This is a genomic window from Streptomyces roseolus (assembly GCF_014649855.1).
Lineage (GTDB): Bacteria > Actinomycetota > Actinomycetes > Streptomycetales > Streptomycetaceae > Streptomyces > Streptomyces roseolus.
In genome coordinates this window covers 137673-156506 of sequence record NZ_BMTV01000009.1, presented here as the reverse complement: position 1 = coordinate 156506, position 18834 = coordinate 137673, and the positions used below count along the sequence as shown (strand labels likewise).

Genomic DNA, 18834 nt, shown 5'->3' with positions numbered 1-18834 from the left:
TCGGCTTCGGCGGTGGCCTCGCCGACGAGGGTGTCGGCCTGTTCGGCGGCGTCCTGGCGGCGCTTGTCGGCGGCCTGCCGGGCCTCGTCCAGGACCCGCTCGGCCTCCGCGGCGATCCGGCCCGCCTCGGCCGTCGCCTCGCCGACCACGCCCTCGGCCTTCTCGGCCGCCTCCGAACGGATCCGGTTGGCGTCGTCCCGGGCGTCGGCCCGGGTGCGGGCCGCGTCCTGCTCGGCCGACGCCAGCGCGTCCGTCGCCTCCGTGCGCACCCGCTGGGCGTACTCGGCGGTGTCCGTACGGAGCTTCTCCGCCTCCGCGATCGCGTCGCCGACGGTCCGCTCGGCCAGCGCCTTCGCCGCCTCGGACTCCTCCTGGGCACGCGCCCGCGTGCGGGCCGCGTCCTCCGAGGCCCGCTCCCGCTCCTCGTACGCGTCGGCGCGGACCCGGTCCGCCTCCTCCTGCGCCTCGGTCCGGGTCCGCTCCGCCGCGTGCTCCGCGGCCGAGCGCAGCCCGGCGATCTCCTCCTCGGCCTGCTCGCGCAGCCCGGCGACCGAGTCGCGGACCTCCTGCGCGGTCTGTTCGGCGGCACCGACCATCTCGGTCGCCCGCGCGTCCGCCTCCTCGACCAGGCGCTGCGCCTCGGCCTGCGCCTCCTCCACCCGCTTGCGGGCGGCGGCCAGCAGCTCCTCGGACTGCTCGCGGGCGTGCTCGCGCTCCCGGCCGGCCTCGGCACGGGCCGACTCCAGCGTCTCCTCGGCCTCCCGGCGGCGCCGGACGGCCTCCTCCTGCGCGGCGGCGAGCGCCTCGGCGGCCTCGGCGGCCACCCGCTCGGCGGCGGCCGCGGCCTCGGCCCGCACCCGGTCGGCGGTCTCCTGGGCCTCGGAGCGCAGCCGCTCGGCCTCGGACTCCGCCTCGGACGTCAGCCGCTGCGCGGTCGCCTCGGCCTCGGCACGGGCCGCCGACGCGTCCGCGGCGGCCTCCGACCGCAGCCGCTCGGCCTCCTGCTCGGCCTGCTCCGACAGCGTCCTGATCCGCTCGGCGCCCTCCGCGCGCAGCCGCTCGGTCTCCTCGGCGGCCTCGCGCCGGATCCGCTCGCCCTCGGCGCGGGCGTCGGTCAGCTCCTGTCCGGCCGCCGCCACCTTCGCCTCGGCGTCGGTGTGCAGCCGGGTCAGTTCCTCGGCGGCCTCGGCACGGCGCGCCTCGGCGGCCCGCTCGGCGTCCGCGCGCAGCTCGGCGGCGGCCTTCTCGGCGGCCGCCCGTACCGCCTCGGCCTGCTCCTCGGACTCGGCGCGCAGCCGCTCGGCCTCCGCGCGGGTCCGCTCCAGGGTCTCCTCGGCCTGGGTCCGGAGCGTCTGGGCGCGCTCCATCGCCTCCGACCTGACCTTCTCGCTCTCCGCGCCGGCGCTGGAGCGCAGCTCGTCGGCGTCGGCCTTCGCCTTGGCCAGCAGCTCCTCGGCGGTCTTCGCCGCCTCCTCGATCTGCTGGACGGCCTCGCGGCGGGCCTCGCCCCGGATCCGCTCGCCCTCGGCGACGGCCTCGGCGCGCAGCTGCTCGGCCTCGCCGCGCAGCCGCCGGGCCTCCTCCTGGAGCTCGACCGTCTTGGCCCGGTACTCCTTGGTGTCGTCCTTCGCCGAGCCGAGCAGCTCGTCGGCCTGCTCCTCGGCGCGGGAGCGCAGCCGGTCGGCCTCGGTCTCGGCCTCGCGGCGGATCCGCTCGGCCTCCTCGGAGGCCCTGCGGGTGGTCTCGGCGGCCTCCTCGGAGGCCTTGCTGAGGATCTCCTCGGCGCCCCGGGCGGCCTTGGCGAGCGCGGCGGCCGAGTCCTCGGCGGCGCTGGCGCGGGCCTTCTCGGTGGCCTCGGCGAAGACCTTCTCGGTGTGGGCGGTGGCCTCGCGGAGCTTCTCCTCGGCCTCGGCCTTGAGCTGCTCGGCCTTCTCGGTGGCCTCGCCGACGAGGCGGGCGATCTCCGACTTGGCGGTACGGGTGCGCTGCTCGTTGACGGAGTCGGCGGAGGCCAGCGTCCTGGCGGCGGACTCCTTGGCCTCCGCGAGGGCCTTGTCGGCCTCGGCGCGGGCCTGCCGCAGCCGCTCCTCGGCCTCCTGCATCCGCTGCTCGGCGGCGCGGGTCAGCTCGGTGGCCTGGCGGCGGGCCTGGTCGGTCTCGGCGACGGCGGCGGTCCGCAGCTGCTCGGCGTGACCGGTGGCCTCCTGGGCCTGGGTGGAGGCGGCCGTCATCAGCCGCTCGGCGTCCTTGCGGGCGCGCAGCAGAATCGCTTCGGCCTCGGCGCGGGCGGCCTCGGCCTCGGCGCCGACGCGGCGGCCGGTCTCCTCGGTCAGCCGGGCGGCCTCGGCGCGGGCGGCGGCGATCGACTGCTCGGCCTCGGCGCGGGCCTCGTCCATGAGCCGGCGGGCCTGGGCCTCGGTGCGGGCACGCAGCTGCTCGGCCCAGGCCACGTTCTCGTTGACGTGGGCCTCGACGGTCTGGCGGCGCTCGTTCAGCTCCTGGTCGAGCTGCTGCCGGCGCTGCACGGCCTCGTTGTGGAGCTCGGCCTGGAGCCGGGCCTGGTGCTCGGCGTGCTCCTGGAGGATCCGCTGGGTCTGCGCCCGGGCCTCGCGCAGCTCCCGCTCGGCGTCCTGGCGGAGCTGCTCGGCCTGCGCCTGCGCGTTGCGCAGCAACTGCTCGGCCTGGTAACCGATGTCCGCGCTGTCGTAGGCGGGACGGGACGCGATGGTGCGCCGCGCCTCGTGGAGCTTCGCACGCAGGACCTCGACCTGGTAGCCCAGGTCCTCGGCGTGCTGGACCGCCTTCTCCCGCTCCTTCTTCAGCCGGTCCATCTCGGCTTCGAACCGCGAGAGATGGTCGTCCTCGGCTCGCTGGCTCTCCTGCCGTTCGTAGCCCCGCACCGCGCGGTCCATCCTTCCCCGAGCCTTGCGAGCGGGGGAGACCCCAACCCCTGGTCGCGTCGTTCCGACGAGCACCGTTCACCGGACAGAACGGCCCCCCGGGGAATCGTGGCAGATCGGACGACCCCGACATCCCGACTACGGCGCTGCGCGAAGCGGCCCCGACCGGCCCCGGCCCGGAGCCGCCCACTCTACCGGGCCGGGAATACGGAGGTCAGTGCTCCGCTGAGGAGTGGTCAGCGGAAGCGGGTGCGGAGGTGACGAGTTCGGTGAGGACGCCGTGGCAGTCCTTGGGGTGGAGGAAGGTGATCCGGGAGCCCATGGAGCCGGTCCGGGGCTCGTCGTAGAGGACCCGGACGCCCTTGCCGCGGATCGCCTCGGCGTCCCCGTCGACGTCCGCGGTGCCGAAGGCGATGTGGTGGACGCCCTCGCCGTTCTTGGCCAGCCACTTGCCGACCGCGGAGTCCTCGCGGGTGGGCTCCAGGAGCTGGAGGTAGGAGGCGCCGCCGTCGTCCGTGGCGTTGATCCGCAGCATGGCCTCGCGGACGCCCTGCTCCTCGTTGACCTCCGAGTGGTAGACCTCGAAGCCGTACGTGGCACGGTAGAACTCGACGGTCTTGTCCAGGTCGAAGCAGGCGATCCCGATGTGGTCGATACGCGTCAGCATGGCTCCAGTCCACCCCGGCGGGGATGGTTACGCAACGTGCGCGCCGTCACACCGGCGGGCCGGTGACCGGGCCCCGCACCGCTCAGTACATTGGCGGTAAACCCTCGTTCACTCCTCATCCCAAGGGGCCGTGCCTCATGTCTGGAACGACCGGTACCACCTCAGTGATCGTCGCGGGCGCCCGCACGCCCATGGGTCGACTGCTCGGCTCGCTCAAGTCCTTCTCCGGCGCCGACCTCGGCGGCTTCGCCATCAAGGCCGCCCTGGACCGGGCCGGCATCGGCGGCGACCAGGTGCAGTACGTGATCATGGGCCAGGTGCTCCAGGCGGGCGCCGGGCAGATCCCCGCCCGCCAGGCCGCCGTCAAGGCCGGCATTCCGATGAACGTCCCCGCCCTCACCATCAACAAGGTGTGTCTGTCGGGCCTGGACGCCATCGCGCTCGCCGACCAGCTGATCCGTGCCGGCGAGTTCGACGTCGTCGTCGCCGGCGGCCAGGAGTCCATGACCAACGCCCCGCACCTGCTGCCGAAGTCCCGCGAGGGCTACAAGTACGGCGCGATCGAGATGCTCGACGCGATGGCGTACGACGGCCTCACCGACGCCTTCGAGAACATCGCCATGGGCGAGTCCACCGAGAAGCACAACACCCGCCTCGGCATCGACCGCGCCTCCCAGGACGAGATCGCCGCGCTGTCGCACCAGCGCGCCGCCGCCGCGCAGAAGAACGGCGTCTTCGAGGCCGAGATCACCCCGGTCGAGATCCCGCAGCGCAAGGGCGAGCCGGTGGTCTTCGCCAAGGACGAGGGCGTCCGCGCCGAGACGACCGTCGAGTCCCTCGGCAAGCTCCGCCCCGCTTTCACCAAGGACGGCACCATCACCGCCGGCACCTCCTCGCAGATCTCCGACGGCGCCGCCGCCGTGGTCGTGATGAGCAAGGCCAAGGCGGAGGAGCTGGGCCTGGAGTGGATCGCCGAGATCGGCGCCCACGGCAACGTGGCCGGCCCGGACAACTCGCTCCAGTCGCAGCCGTCCAACGCGATCAACCACGCCCTGAAGAAGGAGGGGCTGACCGTCGACGACCTCGACCTGATCGAGATCAACGAGGCCTTCGCCGCCGTCGCCGTACAGTCCATGAAGGACCTCGGCGTGTCCCCGGAAAAGGTGAACGTCAACGGCGGCGCCATCGCGCTCGGCCACCCGATCGGCATGTCCGGCGCCCGCGTGGTGCTCCACCTCGCGCTGGAGCTCAAGCGGCGCGGCGGCGGCATCGGCGCGGCCGCGCTCTGCGGCGGCGGCGGCCAGGGCGACGCGCTGATCATCCGCGTGGCCGGCAAGTAAGCACTTCCGACAGGAGAAGGCAGCATGGTGGACGTCCCCGCACTGGTCGCCCAGGCACGGGAGGGCAGGCCGCGGGCCGTGGCCCGGCTGATCTCGCTCGTGGAGGGGGCGTCCCCGCAGCTGCGCGAGGTGATGGCGGCGCTGGCCCCGCTCACCGGCAACGCCTACGTGGTGGGCCTGACCGGCTCGCCCGGCGTCGGCAAGTCCACGTCGACCTCGGCGCTGGTGACCGCGTACCGACGGGCCGGCAAGCGGGTCGGCGTGCTCGCCGTCGACCCGTCCTCGCCGTTCAGCGGCGGCGCGCTCCTCGGCGACCGGGTCCGGATGTCGGAGCACGCCTCCGATCCGGGCGTCTACATCCGCTCGATGGCCACCCGCGGCCACCTGGGCGGTCTCGCCTGGGCCGCCCCGCAGGCCATCCGGGTCCTCGACGCGGCCGGCTGCGAGGTGATCCTGGTGGAGACCGTCGGCGTCGGCCAGTCCGAGGTGGAGATCGCCGGGCAGGCGGACACCTCGGTGGTGCTGCTGGCCCCGGGCATGGGCGACGGCATCCAGGCCGCGAAGGCGGGCATCCTGGAGATCGGCGACGTGTACGTGGTCAACAAGGCCGACCGGGACGGCGCCGACGCCACCGCCCGCGAGCTCAACCACATGCTGGGCCTCGGCGAGGCCCGTGGCCCCGGCGACTGGCGGCCGCCGATCGTGAAGACGGTCGCGGCGCGCGGCGAGGGCGTGGACGAGGTCGTGGAGGCCCTGGAGAAGCACCGGGCCTGGATGGAGGAGCACGGGGTCCTGGCGGAGCGCCGCAGGGCCCGGGCGGCCCGCGAGGTGGAGACCATCACCATCACGGCGCTGCGCGAGCGGATCGGCGACCTGCACGGGGACCGGCGCCTCGACGCGCTGGCCGAGCGGATCGCGACGGGCGCGCTCGACCCGTACGCGGCCTCCGACGAGCTCCTGGCGAGCCTGACCGGCGCCTGAGGGCCCGGATCGACGGAAAAGGGCCTCCCCGTCCGGGGAGGCCCTTTTCCGTCGATCCGTCAGGTCACGGCTTGCCGCGCTTGCCGCGCAGCCGCTCGGCGATCGGCTTGAGCGACTCGTGGAGGTCGCCGAGCGCCTCGGGGGAGAGCCGGTCGATGAAGTGGTCGCGGACCGACTCCACGTGGTGCGGGGCGACCTTGCGCATGGTCTCCATGCCCTCGTCGGTGAGCACCGCGTACAGGCCGCGGCGGTCGGACTCGCAGTTCTCCCGCTGGACCAGGCCGGCGTTCTCCATCCGGGTGATCTGATGGGAGAGGCGGCTCTTGGACTGGAGGGTGGCGGCGGCGAGGTCGCTCATGCGGAGCCGGCGCTCCGCGGACTCGGAGAGATTGACGAGGATCTCGTAGTCGTTCATCGTCAGGCCGAAGGGCTGGAGGTCGCGCTCCAGCTGGTGCGTCAGCATTCGCTGGACGTCGAGGAAGGTGCGCCACGCGCACTGCTCGGCGTCGGTGAGCCAGGGGGTGGCCGTCTCGGTGTCCATAGAGTGGATTCTACCTAAGAAGTTGAATACTTGACGAAATCTGCGGGGTGACGCGCGGCACCCGCCGTACCGGCCGCGGTCCCCGCGCGGCCGTTCGAGGCGTCACGCTCCGCAGACTACCGCTCACAGCCCGAAGCGCCGCTGCAGGTCGCCGAGCTGGCCGGGAAGGCGCGGTACCGCGCCCTGCGCCGCCTGGCCGGAACCGTGTGCCCCGTGCCCGCCCGGCACCCCCGCCTGGGCCGGCGGCGCCCCGGTGGCCCGCTCCGCCATGAGCAGCTCCGTCGACTGGAGCAGCACCGTGCCCGCGCCGACGAACTCGAACTGGTGCTCCTCGCCCGAGGAGCCCCCGATGCCGGTCAGGGCCCGTACGCCGCCCATCACGCCCGTCAGGTAGGCGTGGTCGTAATGATGGCAGGGGGACGGGCAGTCCGCCCAGCCGACCAGCGCCTGCGGGTCGACCCGCAGCGGCGGCTCCATGAAGACCACCGAACCGTTCGACGCGGCCACGAACTTCCCGGTTCCGATCAGCGTCACGAACCCCGGCACGATCGACTGCTTCAGCGCCAGCGTCGGCTGGTAGGCCAGCAGGTTCCCCGAACGGATCGTCAGGTTGCCCTGGTCCAGGTCGTACGAGTTCACGTCGAAGGCGCGGTCCGCGAGCAGCATCTTCCCGGAGCCCTCGGCCACCACCCAGTCGCTCGCGTGCAGCGGCGAGTGGAAGGCGGTCCGCACCAGCCGGTCGAGCCGCCCGTGCCCGATCCCGTTGAACTCGATCTGCCCGTAGTAGGCGATCATCTTCCCCTTCTGCAGGAACCACTGGGAGCCCTTGAGCTCCACGCAGAAGGTGTACGGATTGACGTTGTCGTCCGACGGCAGGGTGTGCGGATCGTGGATGACGGGGGTGCTCACAGCTTCTCCTCCGATGCCTGGACGTACACCGCGCCGCTGCCGCTCAGCTCCAGCTGGAAGGCCTCGCCCGAGCCGCGGCCCACCATGTCGCGCCAGCCCAGCGCGGTCGAGAGCTTGTTGCGCACGTCGCCGTGGTGGGCGACGTACGCCTGGGGGTCGACGTGCACCGGGCGGCCCGGCGCGATCGGCAGCTCGATGACCCCGCCGTGCGCCATGACCGCCACCGCGCCGTGGCCCTTCAGGGTGGTGGTGAAGAGGCCCTGGCCGGTGACCTGGCCGCGGACCAGGCCCATGACCCCGCCCTGCGCGCCCAGGAACATCGTGCCCTGCTCCAGGGTGCCGTCGAAGGCGAGCAGCCGGTCCGCCTCCACGTACAGGGTGTCGCCGGTCAGCGTGATCACCTGGATGTGGTGGCCGCCGTGCCCGAACAGCACCGTGCCGCTGCCCTCCACGGTCATCAGCGGCGTCGCCTCGCCGGCCACCCTGCGGCCGATCATCGACATCAGGCCGCCCTGCCCGCCCGCCATGTTCGGCGTGAACGTGACGTCCCCGCGGTAGGCGAGCATGGCGCCGCGCTGGCTGAAGAGGCGCTGTCCGGGGACGACGGCCGCCTCGACCATCTTCGAGTTGATCTCGCGGAAGGGCATCAGACGTCGCCTCCGATCGTGTTCCGCTCGCTCGGCTGGACGTAGACCAGGCCGTCGCCCTCGAAGCGGATCTGGAAGGCCTCGCCGCCGCCCTCGCCCAGCAGTGTGCGAAAGGTCACACCGGACTGGAAGTGCTGCTGGAGGTCGCCCTGGTGGGCGATGTACGCGCCCGGGTCGACCGACAGCGGGTACTGCGGGGTCACCCGGAGCACCACCGCCGGGCCGTCGGACAGGAGCGCCGCCTGGCCGGTGCCCTCCACCGTGGTGGTGAAGAGGCCGTTGCCGGTGGCGCCGCCGCGCATCCCCGTGAAGGTCGTGCCGGTGCGCAGCCCCGCGTCCGCGCAGAGCAGGTTGCTCGCCTCCACCCACAGCCTGTCGCCGTGCAGCCGGACGAGGTTGATCTCGGAGGCCCGGTCGGCGAACCAGCAGGTCCCCTGGCCCCTGACCTCCATCACCTCCATCTGTTCGCCCGTCAGCCGACGGGTGACCATGCCGCGCAGGCCCTCCCCGCCGCCGCTCATCTTCTTGAACGCCATCTGCCCGTCGTAGGCGACCATCGAGCCGTTCTTCGCCTTGACGGCGTCGCCGGTCATCGTCACGGCGAGCACCTTGCTGCCTTGGAGTCGGAACGTAGCCACGGCCCGAAGGTAGCGGGGACCCGGATAAAGAGACAGCAAAGTCGCCGTGCACAATGGACCCGCCCACCCTTGTGCATCCGTTCACAAGATCGCGCCCGGCAGCTGTTCATCGGCTCGAACGAAGGTGACCCTCCGTGGACCTCAAGACCGCTTCCTCCCTCCACCGCCTCCGGCTCGTCTCCGCGCCCGAGGCCGTGTCGTTCCTGCTCCTGCTGGTCTGCTCGGTGCTCAAGCGGACCACGGACTTCAACGCGGTCCCGGTCATGGGCGCGGTCCACGGCCTCCTCTTCGTCCTCTACGTGCTCTTCTGGCTGGACGCCTGGAACCGCACCAAGTGGAGCTTCGGCACCGCCGCCGTCTACTTCCTCCTCTCCGTCGTGCCCTTCGGCGGCTTCTTCGCCGACCGGAAGCTGAAGAGCGAGGCCGAGGCCGCCGTCATCGCCTCCCGCGCCCGCGCCGAGGCCGCCGAGGGCAAGGTGAACGCGTGATCGTCGCCTTCTCCGTCACCCCGCTCGGCGTGGGCGAGGAGGTCGGCGCATACGTCGCCGACGCCGTCCGCGTCGTCCGGGAGTCCGGGCTCCCGAACCGCACCGACGCCATGTTCACGTCCATCGAGGGGGAGTGGGACGAGGTCATGGACGTGGTGAAGCGGGCCGTCGCCGCCGTCGAGGCGCGCGCCCCGCGCGTCTCCGTCGTGCTCAAGGCCGACATCCGGCCCGGCGTCACCGACGGCCTCACCGCCAAGGTCGAGACGGTCGAGCGCCACCTCGGCGGCTGAGCCCGCCGCATCCGAGCCCCTGGCCGCCTGGCCAGGGGCTTCGTGCCGCCCGCCGGGACTTTGAGCGGGTGTTTGACATCGGTTAACGTCCTCCTTGAGCGATCGCTCAAAACGGGAAAGCGGCCGTGGCACACCACCGGCCGTCCCCGTTCCCGGCCGCCGTCGGCCCGGTGTCTCCGCGGGGGAGCGCCACCGGGCCCGCGGCGCGCCGCGGGGGGTGAGGAGGGGCGGGCATGGCGCGGGACGCCAAGGGGCGGGAGACCCGCGAGAAGCTGCTCGACGGGGCGCTGCGGGCGCTCGTCGAACACGGGATCGCCGGGGCCTCCGCGCGGACCGTGGCGGCCGCCGCCGGGGTCAACCAGGCTCTCGTCTTCTATCACTTCGGCTCCGTCGACGACCTGCTCGCCGCCGCCTGCCGGCGGGGCGCGGAGCAGCGGGTGGCCCGCCACCGCGACCGGCTCCGGGCCGTCACCCGCCTCACCGACCTGCTCGCCTTCGGGCGGGCCATGCACGCCGAGGAGCGGGAGGCCGGACACGTCGCCGTCCTCGCCCAGCTGCTCGCCGGCGCCCAGACCCACCCCCGGCTCGCCCCGGCCACCGCCGCCGGGCTCGACCTGTGGGCGGAGGAGATCGAGGCCGTGCTGCGGCGGGTCCTCGCCGGCACCCCGCTGGACGGCGTCACCGACCCGGCCGGCCTCGCCCGCGCCGTCGCCGCCTCCTTCGTCGGCCTCGAACTCTACGAGGGCGTCGACCCGGACGGCGCCGACGCCGCGCTCACCGCCCTGGAGCAGCTCGGCGCGCTGCTCGCCGCCGTGGAGGAGCTGAATCCGATGGCGCGGAAGGCGGTCGCGCACACACTGCGTCGATCGGGTGGACGCGGCCGGTAGGACGCCCTCACTCGGAGCACTCCAGTCGACACGCCGAGACATCTCCCCTTTTGTGGGGATATCGGCTCGATCGACGACAGCTGGAGGCACCGTGCGGCCGGGAGGCTACGACTACGACACCTACAGCCGACTCGCCGGTCCCCTCACGGAACCGGACACGGCGGAGTACCGGGTGCAGTACACGAGTCTGCTCTCGAAGGAGCCGCACCGAATACGAGCCGTCCTCCTCATGGCGCTCGCGCCGCTGCTCTCCGCGGTGCTCCTCGCCTACCTGGTCTGGCCCACCCACTGGACCGTCCGCGAGGGCGACGACACCTGGCGGGTGCCGTACGACACGGTGATGCTCGTGTCGATCGGGCTCATCTGCTTCTTCATGCTGGTGAACGTCACCTCGATCGCCCACGCCACCATGGTCGCCCGCGACCCCGTCCCGGTGTGTCCGGAGAAGGGCACCCGGGTCGCCTTCCTCACCACCTACGTGCCCGGCAAGGAACCCCTCGCCATGGTGCGGGCCACCCTGGAGGCCGCCGTCCGCCTCCGGCACGACGGCACCCTGCACGTGTGGCTCCTCGACGAGGGCGACAGCGACGAGGCCAAGGCCCTCTGCGCCGAACTCGGCGTCCGCCACTTCACCCGCGCCGGCGTGCCCGAATGGAACCGGAAGAAGGGCGTCCACAAGGCGAGGACCAAGCACGGCAACTACAACGCCTGGCTCGCCATGCACGGCGACGCCTACGACTTCTTCGCCTCGGTCGACACCGACCACGTGCCGCTCCCGGGCTTCCTGGAGCGGATGCTCGGCTACTTCCGCGACCCCGACGTCGCCTTCGTCGTCGGCCCCCAGGTCTACGGCAACTACACCGGCGCCGTCACCAAGGCCGCCGAGTCCCAGCAGTTCCTCTTCCACGCGCTCATCCAGCGCGCCGGGAACCGCTACCGCGCCCCCATGTTCGTCGGCACCAACAACGTCGTCCGGATCTCCGCCCTCAAGCAGGTCGGCGGCCTGTACGACTCCATCACCGAGGACATGGCCACCGGCTTCGAGCTGCACCGCCGCAAGAACCCGGCCACCGGCCGGCGCTGGCGCTCCGTCTACACCCCCGACGTCCTCGCCATCGGGGAGGGCCCGGCCTCCTGGACCGACTTCTTCACCCAGCAGCTCCGCTGGTCCCGGGGGACGTACGAGACGGTCCTCAAGCAGTACTGGAAGGCGCCGTTCAGCATGCCGCCCGGCCGCCTCCTCAACTACACGCTCATGCTCGTCTACTACCCCATGACGGCCGTGAACTGGCTGCTCGGCATCCTCAGCTGCGTCCTCTACCTCTGGCTCGGCGCCTCCGGCACCCAGGTCTCCTCCCAGGTCTGGCTCATGATCTACAGCGACGCCGTCGCCCTCCAGATCGGCCTCTACCTCTGGAACCGCCGCCACAACGTCTCCCCGCACGAACCCGAGGGCTCCGGCGGCCTCGCCGGCATGGTGATGTCCGCGCTCTCCGCGCCCGTCTACCTGAGGTCCCTCGGCTCCGCGCTGCTGCGCACCCGGGGCCGCTTCGTCGTCACCCCCAAGGGCGGCTCCGCCAGCCCCGACCGCCTCCTCACCTTCCGCATCCACCTCTTCTGGGCGGTCGTCCTCGTCGCCTCCCTGGCGGCCTCGGTCCGCTACGACCACACCCACGCGGCGATGCGCACCTGGGCGGTCCTCGCCCTCGCCATCACCCTCGCCCCGGTCACCGTCTGGACCTGGACCCTGCTGCGCGACCGGCGCGCCCGGGCGCTGCGCGAACGGGCCCGCGCCCGGACCCGCGACCGCCGCCTCGCCGTCGCCCGCACGGGGATCGAGCTGCGCACCGTACCGCCGCTGCCGCAGTTCCCCCCGCTGCCGCAGTTCCCGCCCCTGCCCCCGCACCCGCCCGCGACCCCCGCGCCCACGACGTCCGGAGGGAACTGATCCATGGCCTACCGGCCGTCCAAGAAGTTCAAGAAGACCCTGCTCGGCAGCGGCGCCGTCCTCCTCCTCGCGGCGCTCAACGCCCCCGCGGCCGTCACCTTCGCCTCGGAGAAGTACCACGCCTACAAGATCGCCCAGCCCGGGTACAAGAAGAAGTACGGCTCCTGGGGCGGCGTCTCCGTCCCCGACGGGGCGCGGATCAACGCCATCCACGCCGCCCTCCTGCACACCGGCAAGGTGCTGCTGATCGCCGGCTCCGGCAACGACCAGAAGAACTTCGACGCCGGGACCTTCGACACCGTCCTGTGGGACCCGGTGAAGAACACCTTCAAGAAGGTCCCCACCCCCGAGGACTTCTTCTGCGCCGGCCACAGCCAGCTGCCCGACGGGCGGCTCCTGGTGGCCGGCGGCACCGCCCGCTACGAGGTCCTCGACGGCGGGGTGACCAAGGCCGGCGGCGGCATGCGGGTGAAGAACGAGAGCCCCGACAAGGCCGTCACCCTGAAGAAGGGCACCCGCTTCCGCTCCCCGTCCGGCGTCGAGTACGTCTCCACCACCGACGTCACCGTCCCCAAGGCGAAGCGCGAGTTCGAGATCTCGTACTTCAAGAGCGGCCAGATGAAGCCCTGGAAGACCAAGGTGACCGCCGCCGAGGCCCGGGTCTTCGTCGAGGCCGTCGAGGAGGGGCCGCAGGGCCTCACCACCGAGGCCGCGCAGTACGAGGTCGTCGGCCTCAAGGGCGAGCAGGCCGACAACGTGTACGGCCTCGCCCAGAAGCTCACCACCGAGAAGCAGGACTTCCAGGGCATCAAGGCCGCCTACGAGTTCGACCCCAAGGCGGAGAAGTACGTCCCGGTCGCCCCCATGAAGGACGCCCGCTGGTACCCCACCCTCGTCGGCCTCCAGGACGGCAGGGTCCTCGCCGTCTCCGGGCTCAACGACGTCGGCGACGTCGTCCCCGGCGACAACGAGATCTACGACCCGAAGACCAAGAAGTGGACCAAGGGCCCCTTCCGCTACTTCCCCACCTACCCGTCGCTCTTCCTCACCAAGGGCGGCAAGCTCCTCTACACCGGCTCCAACGCCGGCTACGGCCCCGCCGACAAGGGCCGGGAGCCGGGCCTGTGGGACCTGAAGACCAACAAGTTCACCCCCCTGACCGGCCTCACCGACCCCGACCAGCTGGAGACCTCCGCCTCCCTGATCCTGCCCCCGGCGCAGGCGCAGAAGGTGATGGTCCTCGGCGGCGGCGGGGTCGGCGAGTCCGCCAAGTCCACCGCCCGCACCTCCATCGTCGACCTGAACACCGACAGCCCGACCTTCCGGGACGGCCCCGCCCTCCCGCAGGGGACCCGCTACCTCAACAGCGTCCTGCTCCCCGACGACACCGTCTTCACCACCGGCGGCTCGCGCGACTACCGGGGCCGCAGCGGCAGCGACATCCTGAAGGCGCAGTTCTACGACCCCGCCACCAACGCCTTCGCGGCGGCGGCCGACCCCACCGTCGGCCGCAACTACCACTCGGAGGCGCTGCTGCTGCCCGACGGACGGGTCGCCACCTTCGGCTCCGACCCGCTCTTCGACGACAAGGACAACACCAAGCTCGGCACCTTCGAGCAGCGCATCGAGGTCTTCACCCCGCCCTACCTCCACAAGGCCGGCGCCGACCGGCCGGTGATCGGCGAGGGTCCCCGCGAGCTCGACCGCAACGGCCGCGCCACCTTCAGGACCAAGGACGCCGGCCGGATCGCCAAGGCCCGCCTGATGCGGCCCAGCGCCGTCACCCACACCACCGACGTGGAACAGCGCTCGGTGGCGCTGGAACTGACCAGGGGCAAGGACGGGCTCACGGTCACCGTGGACGCCCCCGAGGACCGCACCCTCGTCCCGCCCGGCTGGTACATGCTCTTCGTCACCGACGAGGCGGGCATCCCCTCCGAGGCGAAGTGGATCCACGTGAACGGAAAGTGAAGGAGCGTCAGGACTCGGCGCGGCGGGCCAGGCCGAGCGCGTACTCGGGCCACCAGGTCCCCGCGGCCGGGCCGCCCCGGCACTGCCCGTCCGAATCCCCCGGGCGCTTGATCCACAGGTAGGCGTCCACCAGCGCGTCCCCCGTCCGGTCCGTCGGCGGCACGCCGAGCGACCGGCCCGGGGGATTGCACCAGGCCTCCGCCCGGTCCCCCGGGAGGGGGCCGGCGCCGTTCCGGCTCGTGTCGACGGTGAAGTGCATCCCGCCGAGCAGCCCCGACAGGGTCGCCCCGAAGTCCCGCACCACCGACGTCTCCTGGAAGTTCGACACGTTCAGCGAGAAGCCGTCCGCACGGGCGATCCCGGCCCGCCGCAGCGGCTCCACCAGCTTCCCCGGGTCGTCGATCCACGCCGGGTTCCCCGCGTCCAGGTAGACCCGGGTGCCCGGCTGCCGCTTCAGCCGCTCGATCGCCTCCGAGAGCAGCGCCGACCGCTCCTCGTGGTACTGCCCCGGCGTGCAGCCGTCCACCATGTGCGGCACCGCGTCCGGCTCCAGGACCACCACCGCGGAGGCGTCCCCGATCGCCGAGGCGAAGGCGTCCACCCAGGCCCGGTACGCCCCCGCGTCCCGCGCCCCGCCGGCCGAGTACATCCCGCAGTCGCGGTGCGGGATGTTGTACGCCACGAAGACCGCCGTCCGGTCCTCCGCCCGCGCCCCGCGCACCGCCCGCTCGATCTCCGGCACCGGGTCGTCCCCGGCCGGCCACTCCGCGACCGGCTGCTCCGCGATCCGCTTCAGCACCCGGGCGTCGTCGGTACGGCCCTGCGCCTCGTACTGCCGGACCTGCTTGGCCGCGTCGCTCTCCGGGTCCACCCAGAACGGCGAACCGCCGGTCGGCGCCGGAGCCTCGCCCCCCGTCGCGGCCGGCGGACCGACGGGGGAGCGGGCGGGTTCGTCGGAGGAGCAGCCGCTGCCGGCCAGCAGCAGCGCGGCGGCGAGGGCGACGGCGGTGACGGTGGTGGTGCGGCGGGACATCCGGCCCCCAGGGTCGGCAACGTGGGGAGTACGGGCGCGAGGTCCGTCAGGAGATCACCGACGAACGGGGCTCATCGTGACATAACGGTCACCCGGCGTCCGGCTGCGACACCGCGATCCCCAGCGGCGTCCGCTCGTACAGCACCTGGTGGCCGTACCGCCGCGAGGTCAGCAGCCCCGCGTCCCGCAACACCGCCAGGTGCGCCGACACCGACGACGGCGCCCGGCCGAGCCGGTGCGCGAGCGCCGTCGTCCCGGCCGGCTCGTCGAGCGCGCACAGCACGTCCGCCCGCACCGGCCCGAGCAGCCGCGCCAGCGCCTCCGGCGTGCGCTCCCGCGGCGGGCTCCACAGCCCGCCGACGCCGCGCACCGGGTACACCACCGTCGGCTGCCACGGCTCGTCGAAACCGCTGATCACCTCCGGCCAGATGAACACCGACGGCATCAGCACCAGACCCCGGCCGCCCAGCGCCCGCACGTGCTCGCCGCGATAGGAGCCGACCTCCAGGACCGCCGTCCCCGGATCCCAGGAGAAGGACGGGTGCAGCTCGCCGAGCAGCCGCTCCAGACCGCCCTCCGCCAGCCGCCGGGAGTGGTACGCCACGTCCGCCTCCAGGAGCGCCCGCAGCCGGGGCCACTCGGGCGCGACCAGCGCCTCCCAGGCGGCCCGGAGCAGCTCCGCGAGCCGCGCGACGGACGCGGCGGGGTCGGCGAGCAGCCGCCGCCCCTCGGCGCTCCCGGCCGCCCCCGGCGTGCAGGCGAGGGCCCGCGCGAGGTCCGGCCCGGCCAGCGCCGGATCGACGTCCCGCACGGCGGCCAGTTCCTCCTCGAAGGAGGCGGCGGGCCCCAGCGGCGGCGGATACAGGAAGTCCGGCGAGTGCCCCCGCTCCGGCATCAGCAGCTGGAGCGGCGCCAGGTCCAGCTCCCGCGCGGCTCCGGCGATCCGCCGCAGCCACGGCAGGTGGTACCCCTGCTGCCGGGGCCGCGCGAGCACCCGCACGGCCGACTGCGTCTCCCAGAGCGGCGACACGGCGAACCGGATCCGCAGCGGATCGGACTCCCCGAAGAGCAGGTGATACGGCACGGGCACCGTCCGGAGACTCGAAGATTCGGCTGGACCCGAAAGTCTAGGTCTCCCGCCCCCCGCCCCCCCAGGCTGCGGTCATGGCCCCGACCGACACCCCTGCCCCGACCGACACCCCCGCCCCCGCCGGACCCCCCGTCCCCACGCCCGCCCCCGCCGCCACCGCCCCCCAGGCTGCGGTCATGGCCCCGACCGACACCCCGACCGGCACCCCCGCCCCCGCATCCACCTCCGCCCCGAGCCCCGCCCCGGCGACCGCCGCGGCCGGCCCCGGACCCGCGTCCGTTCCGGCCGCCCCCGGCTACCTCGCCGTCTTCCGCGTGCGCGAGTTCCGGTGGGTGTTCGGGGCGCACCTGCTGTCGTTGCTCGGGCTCGTCGTCAGCGAGATCGCGCTCACCGTGCTCGTCTACGACCTCACCCGCTCCCCGCTGCTCTCCTCGCTCACCTTCGCCCTCGGCTTCCTTCCCTACCTCCTCGGCGGCACCCTCCTCGCCGGGCTCGCGGACCGGCACCCGCCCCGCCGGGTGCTCGTCGTCTGCGACCTGGTCTGCGCCGGAGCCGTCGCGCTCATGGTGCTGCCCGCCACCCCCGTCGCCGGGCTGCTCGTGCTGCGCTGCGCCGTCGCCGCCGTCGCGCCCGTCTTCCAGGGCACCCGCATGGCGACGCTCGCCGACATCCTCGGCGACGGCGACCTCTTCGTCCTCGGCCGCTCGCTCCTGCGGATCGTCTCCCAGTCCGCCCTCCTCGCCGGCTTCGGCGTCGGCGGCGTCCTCCTCACCGTCGTCCCCGCCCGCGGCGCCATCGCGCTCACCGCCGCGACCTTCCTCCTCTCCGCCCTGCTCCTCCGCCTCGGCACCGCCCGCCGCCCGGCCCGCGCCGCCGACCGGCGCGAGGGGCCCGGCGCCACCTGGTCCCTGCTGCGCGACCGGCGGATCCGCCGACTGATGCTGCTCTTCTGGGTGCCGCCGCTCTTCGTCGTCGTCCCCGAGGCGCTCGCCGCCCCCTACGCCGACGGGCTCGGCGTCTCCACCGCCGCCCTCGGCCTCCTCATGTGCGCCCTGCCGGTCGGCACCATCGCCGGAGAGCTCCTCGCCGGCGCCCTCCTGAGCCCCGCCACCCGCGCCCGGCTCGTCGCCCCGCTCCTCCTCGCCGGCTTCCTCCCCTTCCTCCTGTACGCGCTGCGCCCCGGCCCCGCGCTCGCCGCGCTCGCGCTCGTGGCGGCCGGCGCCGCCGGCGCGCACACCCTCGGCCTCGACGCCCGGTTCGTCGCGGCCGTCCCCGAGGAGCGGCGGGGGAGGGCGATGACCCTCATGACGGCGGGCATGATGACCGTCCAGGGCGTCGGCATGGCCGGAGCGGGCCTGGCCGCCGAGTTCGCCCCCGTCCATCGGGTGGTCGCCGCCGCCGGGCTGCTCGCCGTCCTGATCCTCGGCGTCCTGCTCGCGACCGAAGGACGAGACGGGGCTGACCGCCATGTTCCCCATCGGTAAGGTCGACGCGTGCCGAAGCCGCTGAGTCTCCCGTTCGACCCCATCGCCCGCGCCGACGAGCTCTGGCAGAAGCGCTGGGGTCCGGTCCCCTCGATGGCCGCGATCACCTCGATCATGCGCGCCCACCAGATCCTCCTGGGCGAGGTGGACGCCGTGGTCAAGCCGTACGGCCTGACCTTCGCCCGCTACGAGGCGCTGGTGCTGCTCACCTTCTCCAAGGAGGGCGAGCTGACCATGTCGAAGATCGGCGAGCGGCTGATGGTCCACCCCACGTCCGTGACGAACACGGTGGACCGCCTGGTGAAGTCGGGCCTCGTCGCCAAGCGCCCCAACCCCAACGACGGGCGCGGCACCCTCGCCTCCATCACGGAGAAGGGCCGCGAGGTGGTCGAGGCGGCCACCCGCGACCTGATGGAGATGGAGTTCGGCCTGGGCGCGTACGACGCCGAGGAGTGCGCCGAGATCTTCGCGATGCTCCGCCCGCTGCGCGTCGCGGCGGGCGACTTCGACGAGGGCTGACCCCCGCTCCGGCGAAGGCCGACCCCACTCCGGCGAGGGCCGAGCCCCGGCGCCGGCGCCGGCCGACCCCCGCGAAGATCGCCCCGGAACGGGCGGTTACGCTCGACGGCATGAAATCCAGCGTGCTGACCCGCTACCGCGTCATGGCGTACGTGACCGCCGTCATGCTCCTGATCCTCTGCGGCTGCATGGTCGCCAAGTACGGCTTCGACACCGGCGAGGACCTGACCTTCGCGGTCTCCCAGACCCACGGCGTCCTGTACATCATCTACCTCGTCTTCGCCTTCGACCTGGGCTCCAAGGCCCGCTGGTCGTTCGGCAGGATCGTGTGGCTGCTGCTCTCCGGCACGATCCCCTTCGCCGCCTTCTTCGTCGAGCGCAAGGTCGTCGCCGAGGTGAAGCCGCTGGTCAGCGGCGGGCAGCCGGTTCCGGCCAAGGCCTGAGCCCCACCCCCGTACAACTGTGCGGGGGTTTCTCATCGACATTTACTAGGACGTCCTA

General features: G+C 73.2%; 18 protein-coding genes. 10 read left to right on the top strand and 8 right to left on the bottom strand.

Annotation, left to right across the window (positions count from 1 at the left end; all coding sequences use genetic code 11):
- Together scy and mce are read right to left on the bottom strand one after the other, a co-directional pair.
- Positions 1 to 2900 (bottom strand): polarized growth protein Scy (gene scy / locus IE245_RS13190; protein WP_308436609.1); only part of this gene is annotated, 2900 nt, incomplete at its 3' end.
- Positions 2901 to 3114: 214 nt separating this feature from the next.
- Entirely contained in the window at positions 3115 to 3567 is a 453-nt protein-coding gene (gene mce / locus IE245_RS13185; protein ID WP_031006202.1) for a methylmalonyl-CoA epimerase, read from the bottom strand.
- Between the two features lie 137 nt (positions 3568 to 3704).
- Between mce and IE245_RS13180 the strand changes: the two genes are divergently transcribed.
- Positions 3705 to 4907 carry an acetyl-CoA C-acetyltransferase gene (locus IE245_RS13180; RefSeq protein WP_189947015.1) on the top strand — a complete coding sequence of 401 codons (1203 nt, stop codon included), beginning with the start codon at positions 3705 to 3707 and terminating at the stop codon, positions 4905 to 4907.
- 24 nt (positions 4908 to 4931) lie between these two features.
- The gene (meaB, locus tag IE245_RS13175) at positions 4932 to 5888 is read left to right on the top strand and encodes a methylmalonyl Co-A mutase-associated GTPase MeaB (RefSeq protein WP_189947014.1); all 957 of its coding nucleotides are present in this window, start codon (positions 4932 to 4934) and stop codon (positions 5886 to 5888) included.
- 64 nt (positions 5889 to 5952) lie between these two features.
- On the opposite strand, the gene IE245_RS13170 is transcribed toward meaB, so the two are convergent.
- The 4 genes from IE245_RS13170 to IE245_RS13155 all read right to left on the bottom strand — a co-directional run bounded on the left by IE245_RS13170 (position 5953) and on the right by IE245_RS13155 (position 8623).
- Positions 5953 to 6429 carry a MarR family winged helix-turn-helix transcriptional regulator gene (locus IE245_RS13170; RefSeq protein ID WP_189947013.1) on the bottom strand — a complete coding sequence of 159 codons (477 nt, stop codon included), beginning with the start codon at positions 6427 to 6429 and terminating at the stop codon, positions 5953 to 5955.
- A 123-nt stretch (positions 6430 to 6552) separates the two neighbouring features.
- A complete protein-coding gene (locus IE245_RS13165; protein ID WP_189947012.1) occupies positions 6553 to 7338 on the bottom strand; it encodes an AIM24 family protein in 786 nt (261 codons plus the stop codon).
- Positions 7335 to 7985 carry an AIM24 family protein gene (locus tag IE245_RS13160; protein ID WP_189947011.1) on the bottom strand — a complete coding sequence of 217 codons (651 nt, stop codon included), beginning with the start codon at positions 7983 to 7985 and terminating at the stop codon, positions 7335 to 7337. The genes IE245_RS13165 and IE245_RS13160 overlap by 4 nt, the downstream gene beginning before the upstream one ends.
- Complete coding sequence (locus IE245_RS13155) at positions 7985 to 8623, bottom strand: AIM24 family protein (protein ID WP_189947010.1); 639 nt, start codon at positions 8621 to 8623, stop codon at positions 7985 to 7987. The genes IE245_RS13160 and IE245_RS13155 overlap by 1 nt, the downstream gene beginning before the upstream one ends.
- A 134-nt stretch (positions 8624 to 8757) precedes the next feature.
- Between IE245_RS13155 and IE245_RS13150 the strand changes: the two genes are divergently transcribed.
- The 5 genes from IE245_RS13150 (at position 8758) to glxA (ending at position 14207) form a co-directional block, all read left to right on the top strand.
- Positions 8758 to 9111, top strand: a complete 354-nt coding sequence (locus IE245_RS13150) for a DUF3817 domain-containing protein (protein ID WP_189947009.1) — start codon at positions 8758 to 8760, stop codon at positions 9109 to 9111.
- On the top strand, positions 9108 to 9401 hold the full coding sequence (locus IE245_RS13145; RefSeq protein WP_189947008.1) for an MTH1187 family thiamine-binding protein: 294 nt from the start codon (positions 9108 to 9110) through the stop codon (positions 9399 to 9401). The genes IE245_RS13150 and IE245_RS13145 overlap by 4 nt, the downstream gene beginning before the upstream one ends.
- A 233-nt stretch (positions 9402 to 9634) precedes the next feature.
- On the top strand, positions 9635 to 10288 hold the full coding sequence (locus IE245_RS13140) for a TetR/AcrR family transcriptional regulator (RefSeq protein WP_189947007.1): 654 nt from the start codon (positions 9635 to 9637) through the stop codon (positions 10286 to 10288).
- Positions 10289 to 10379: 91 nt separating this feature from the next.
- Positions 10380 to 12236, top strand: coding sequence for a glycosyltransferase family 2 protein (locus tag IE245_RS13135; RefSeq protein ID WP_189947006.1), 1857 nt, complete (start codon positions 10380 to 10382; stop codon positions 12234 to 12236).
- Between the two features lie 3 nt (positions 12237 to 12239).
- Positions 12240 to 14207: a radical copper oxidase GlxA gene (glxA, locus tag IE245_RS13130; RefSeq protein ID WP_189947005.1), complete on the top strand. Its 1968-nt coding sequence runs from the start codon at positions 12240 to 12242 to the stop codon at positions 14205 to 14207.
- A 7-nt stretch (positions 14208 to 14214) separates the two neighbouring features.
- Here the strand turns inward: glxA and IE245_RS13125 are convergent, their stop codons facing one another.
- Positions 14215 to 15240, bottom strand: a complete 1026-nt coding sequence (locus tag IE245_RS13125) for a glycoside hydrolase family 6 protein (protein WP_189947004.1) — start codon at positions 15238 to 15240, stop codon at positions 14215 to 14217.
- A gap of 88 nt (positions 15241 to 15328) precedes the next feature.
- Positions 15329 to 16324 carry an ArsR/SmtB family transcription factor gene (locus IE245_RS13120; protein ID WP_189947104.1) on the bottom strand — a complete coding sequence of 332 codons (996 nt, stop codon included), beginning with the start codon at positions 16322 to 16324 and terminating at the stop codon, positions 15329 to 15331.
- A gap of 80 nt (positions 16325 to 16404) precedes the next feature.
- On the opposite strand from IE245_RS13120, the gene IE245_RS13115 reads away from it, so the two are divergent.
- From IE245_RS13115 to IE245_RS13105, 3 genes are all read left to right on the top strand, one after another.
- Positions 16405 to 17814 (top strand): MFS transporter, encoded by a 1410-nt coding sequence (locus IE245_RS13115; protein WP_189947003.1) that lies wholly within the window; start codon positions 16405 to 16407, stop codon positions 17812 to 17814.
- A gap of 9 nt (positions 17815 to 17823) precedes the next feature.
- The gene (locus IE245_RS13110) at positions 17824 to 18333 is read left to right on the top strand and encodes a MarR family winged helix-turn-helix transcriptional regulator (RefSeq protein WP_189947002.1); all 510 of its coding nucleotides are present in this window, start codon (positions 17824 to 17826) and stop codon (positions 18331 to 18333) included.
- Positions 18334 to 18443: 110 nt separating this feature from the next.
- Entirely contained in the window at positions 18444 to 18776 is a 333-nt protein-coding gene (locus tag IE245_RS13105) for a DUF3817 domain-containing protein (protein ID WP_189947001.1), read from the top strand.
- The last annotated feature ends 58 nt before the right edge of the window (positions 18777 to 18834 follow it).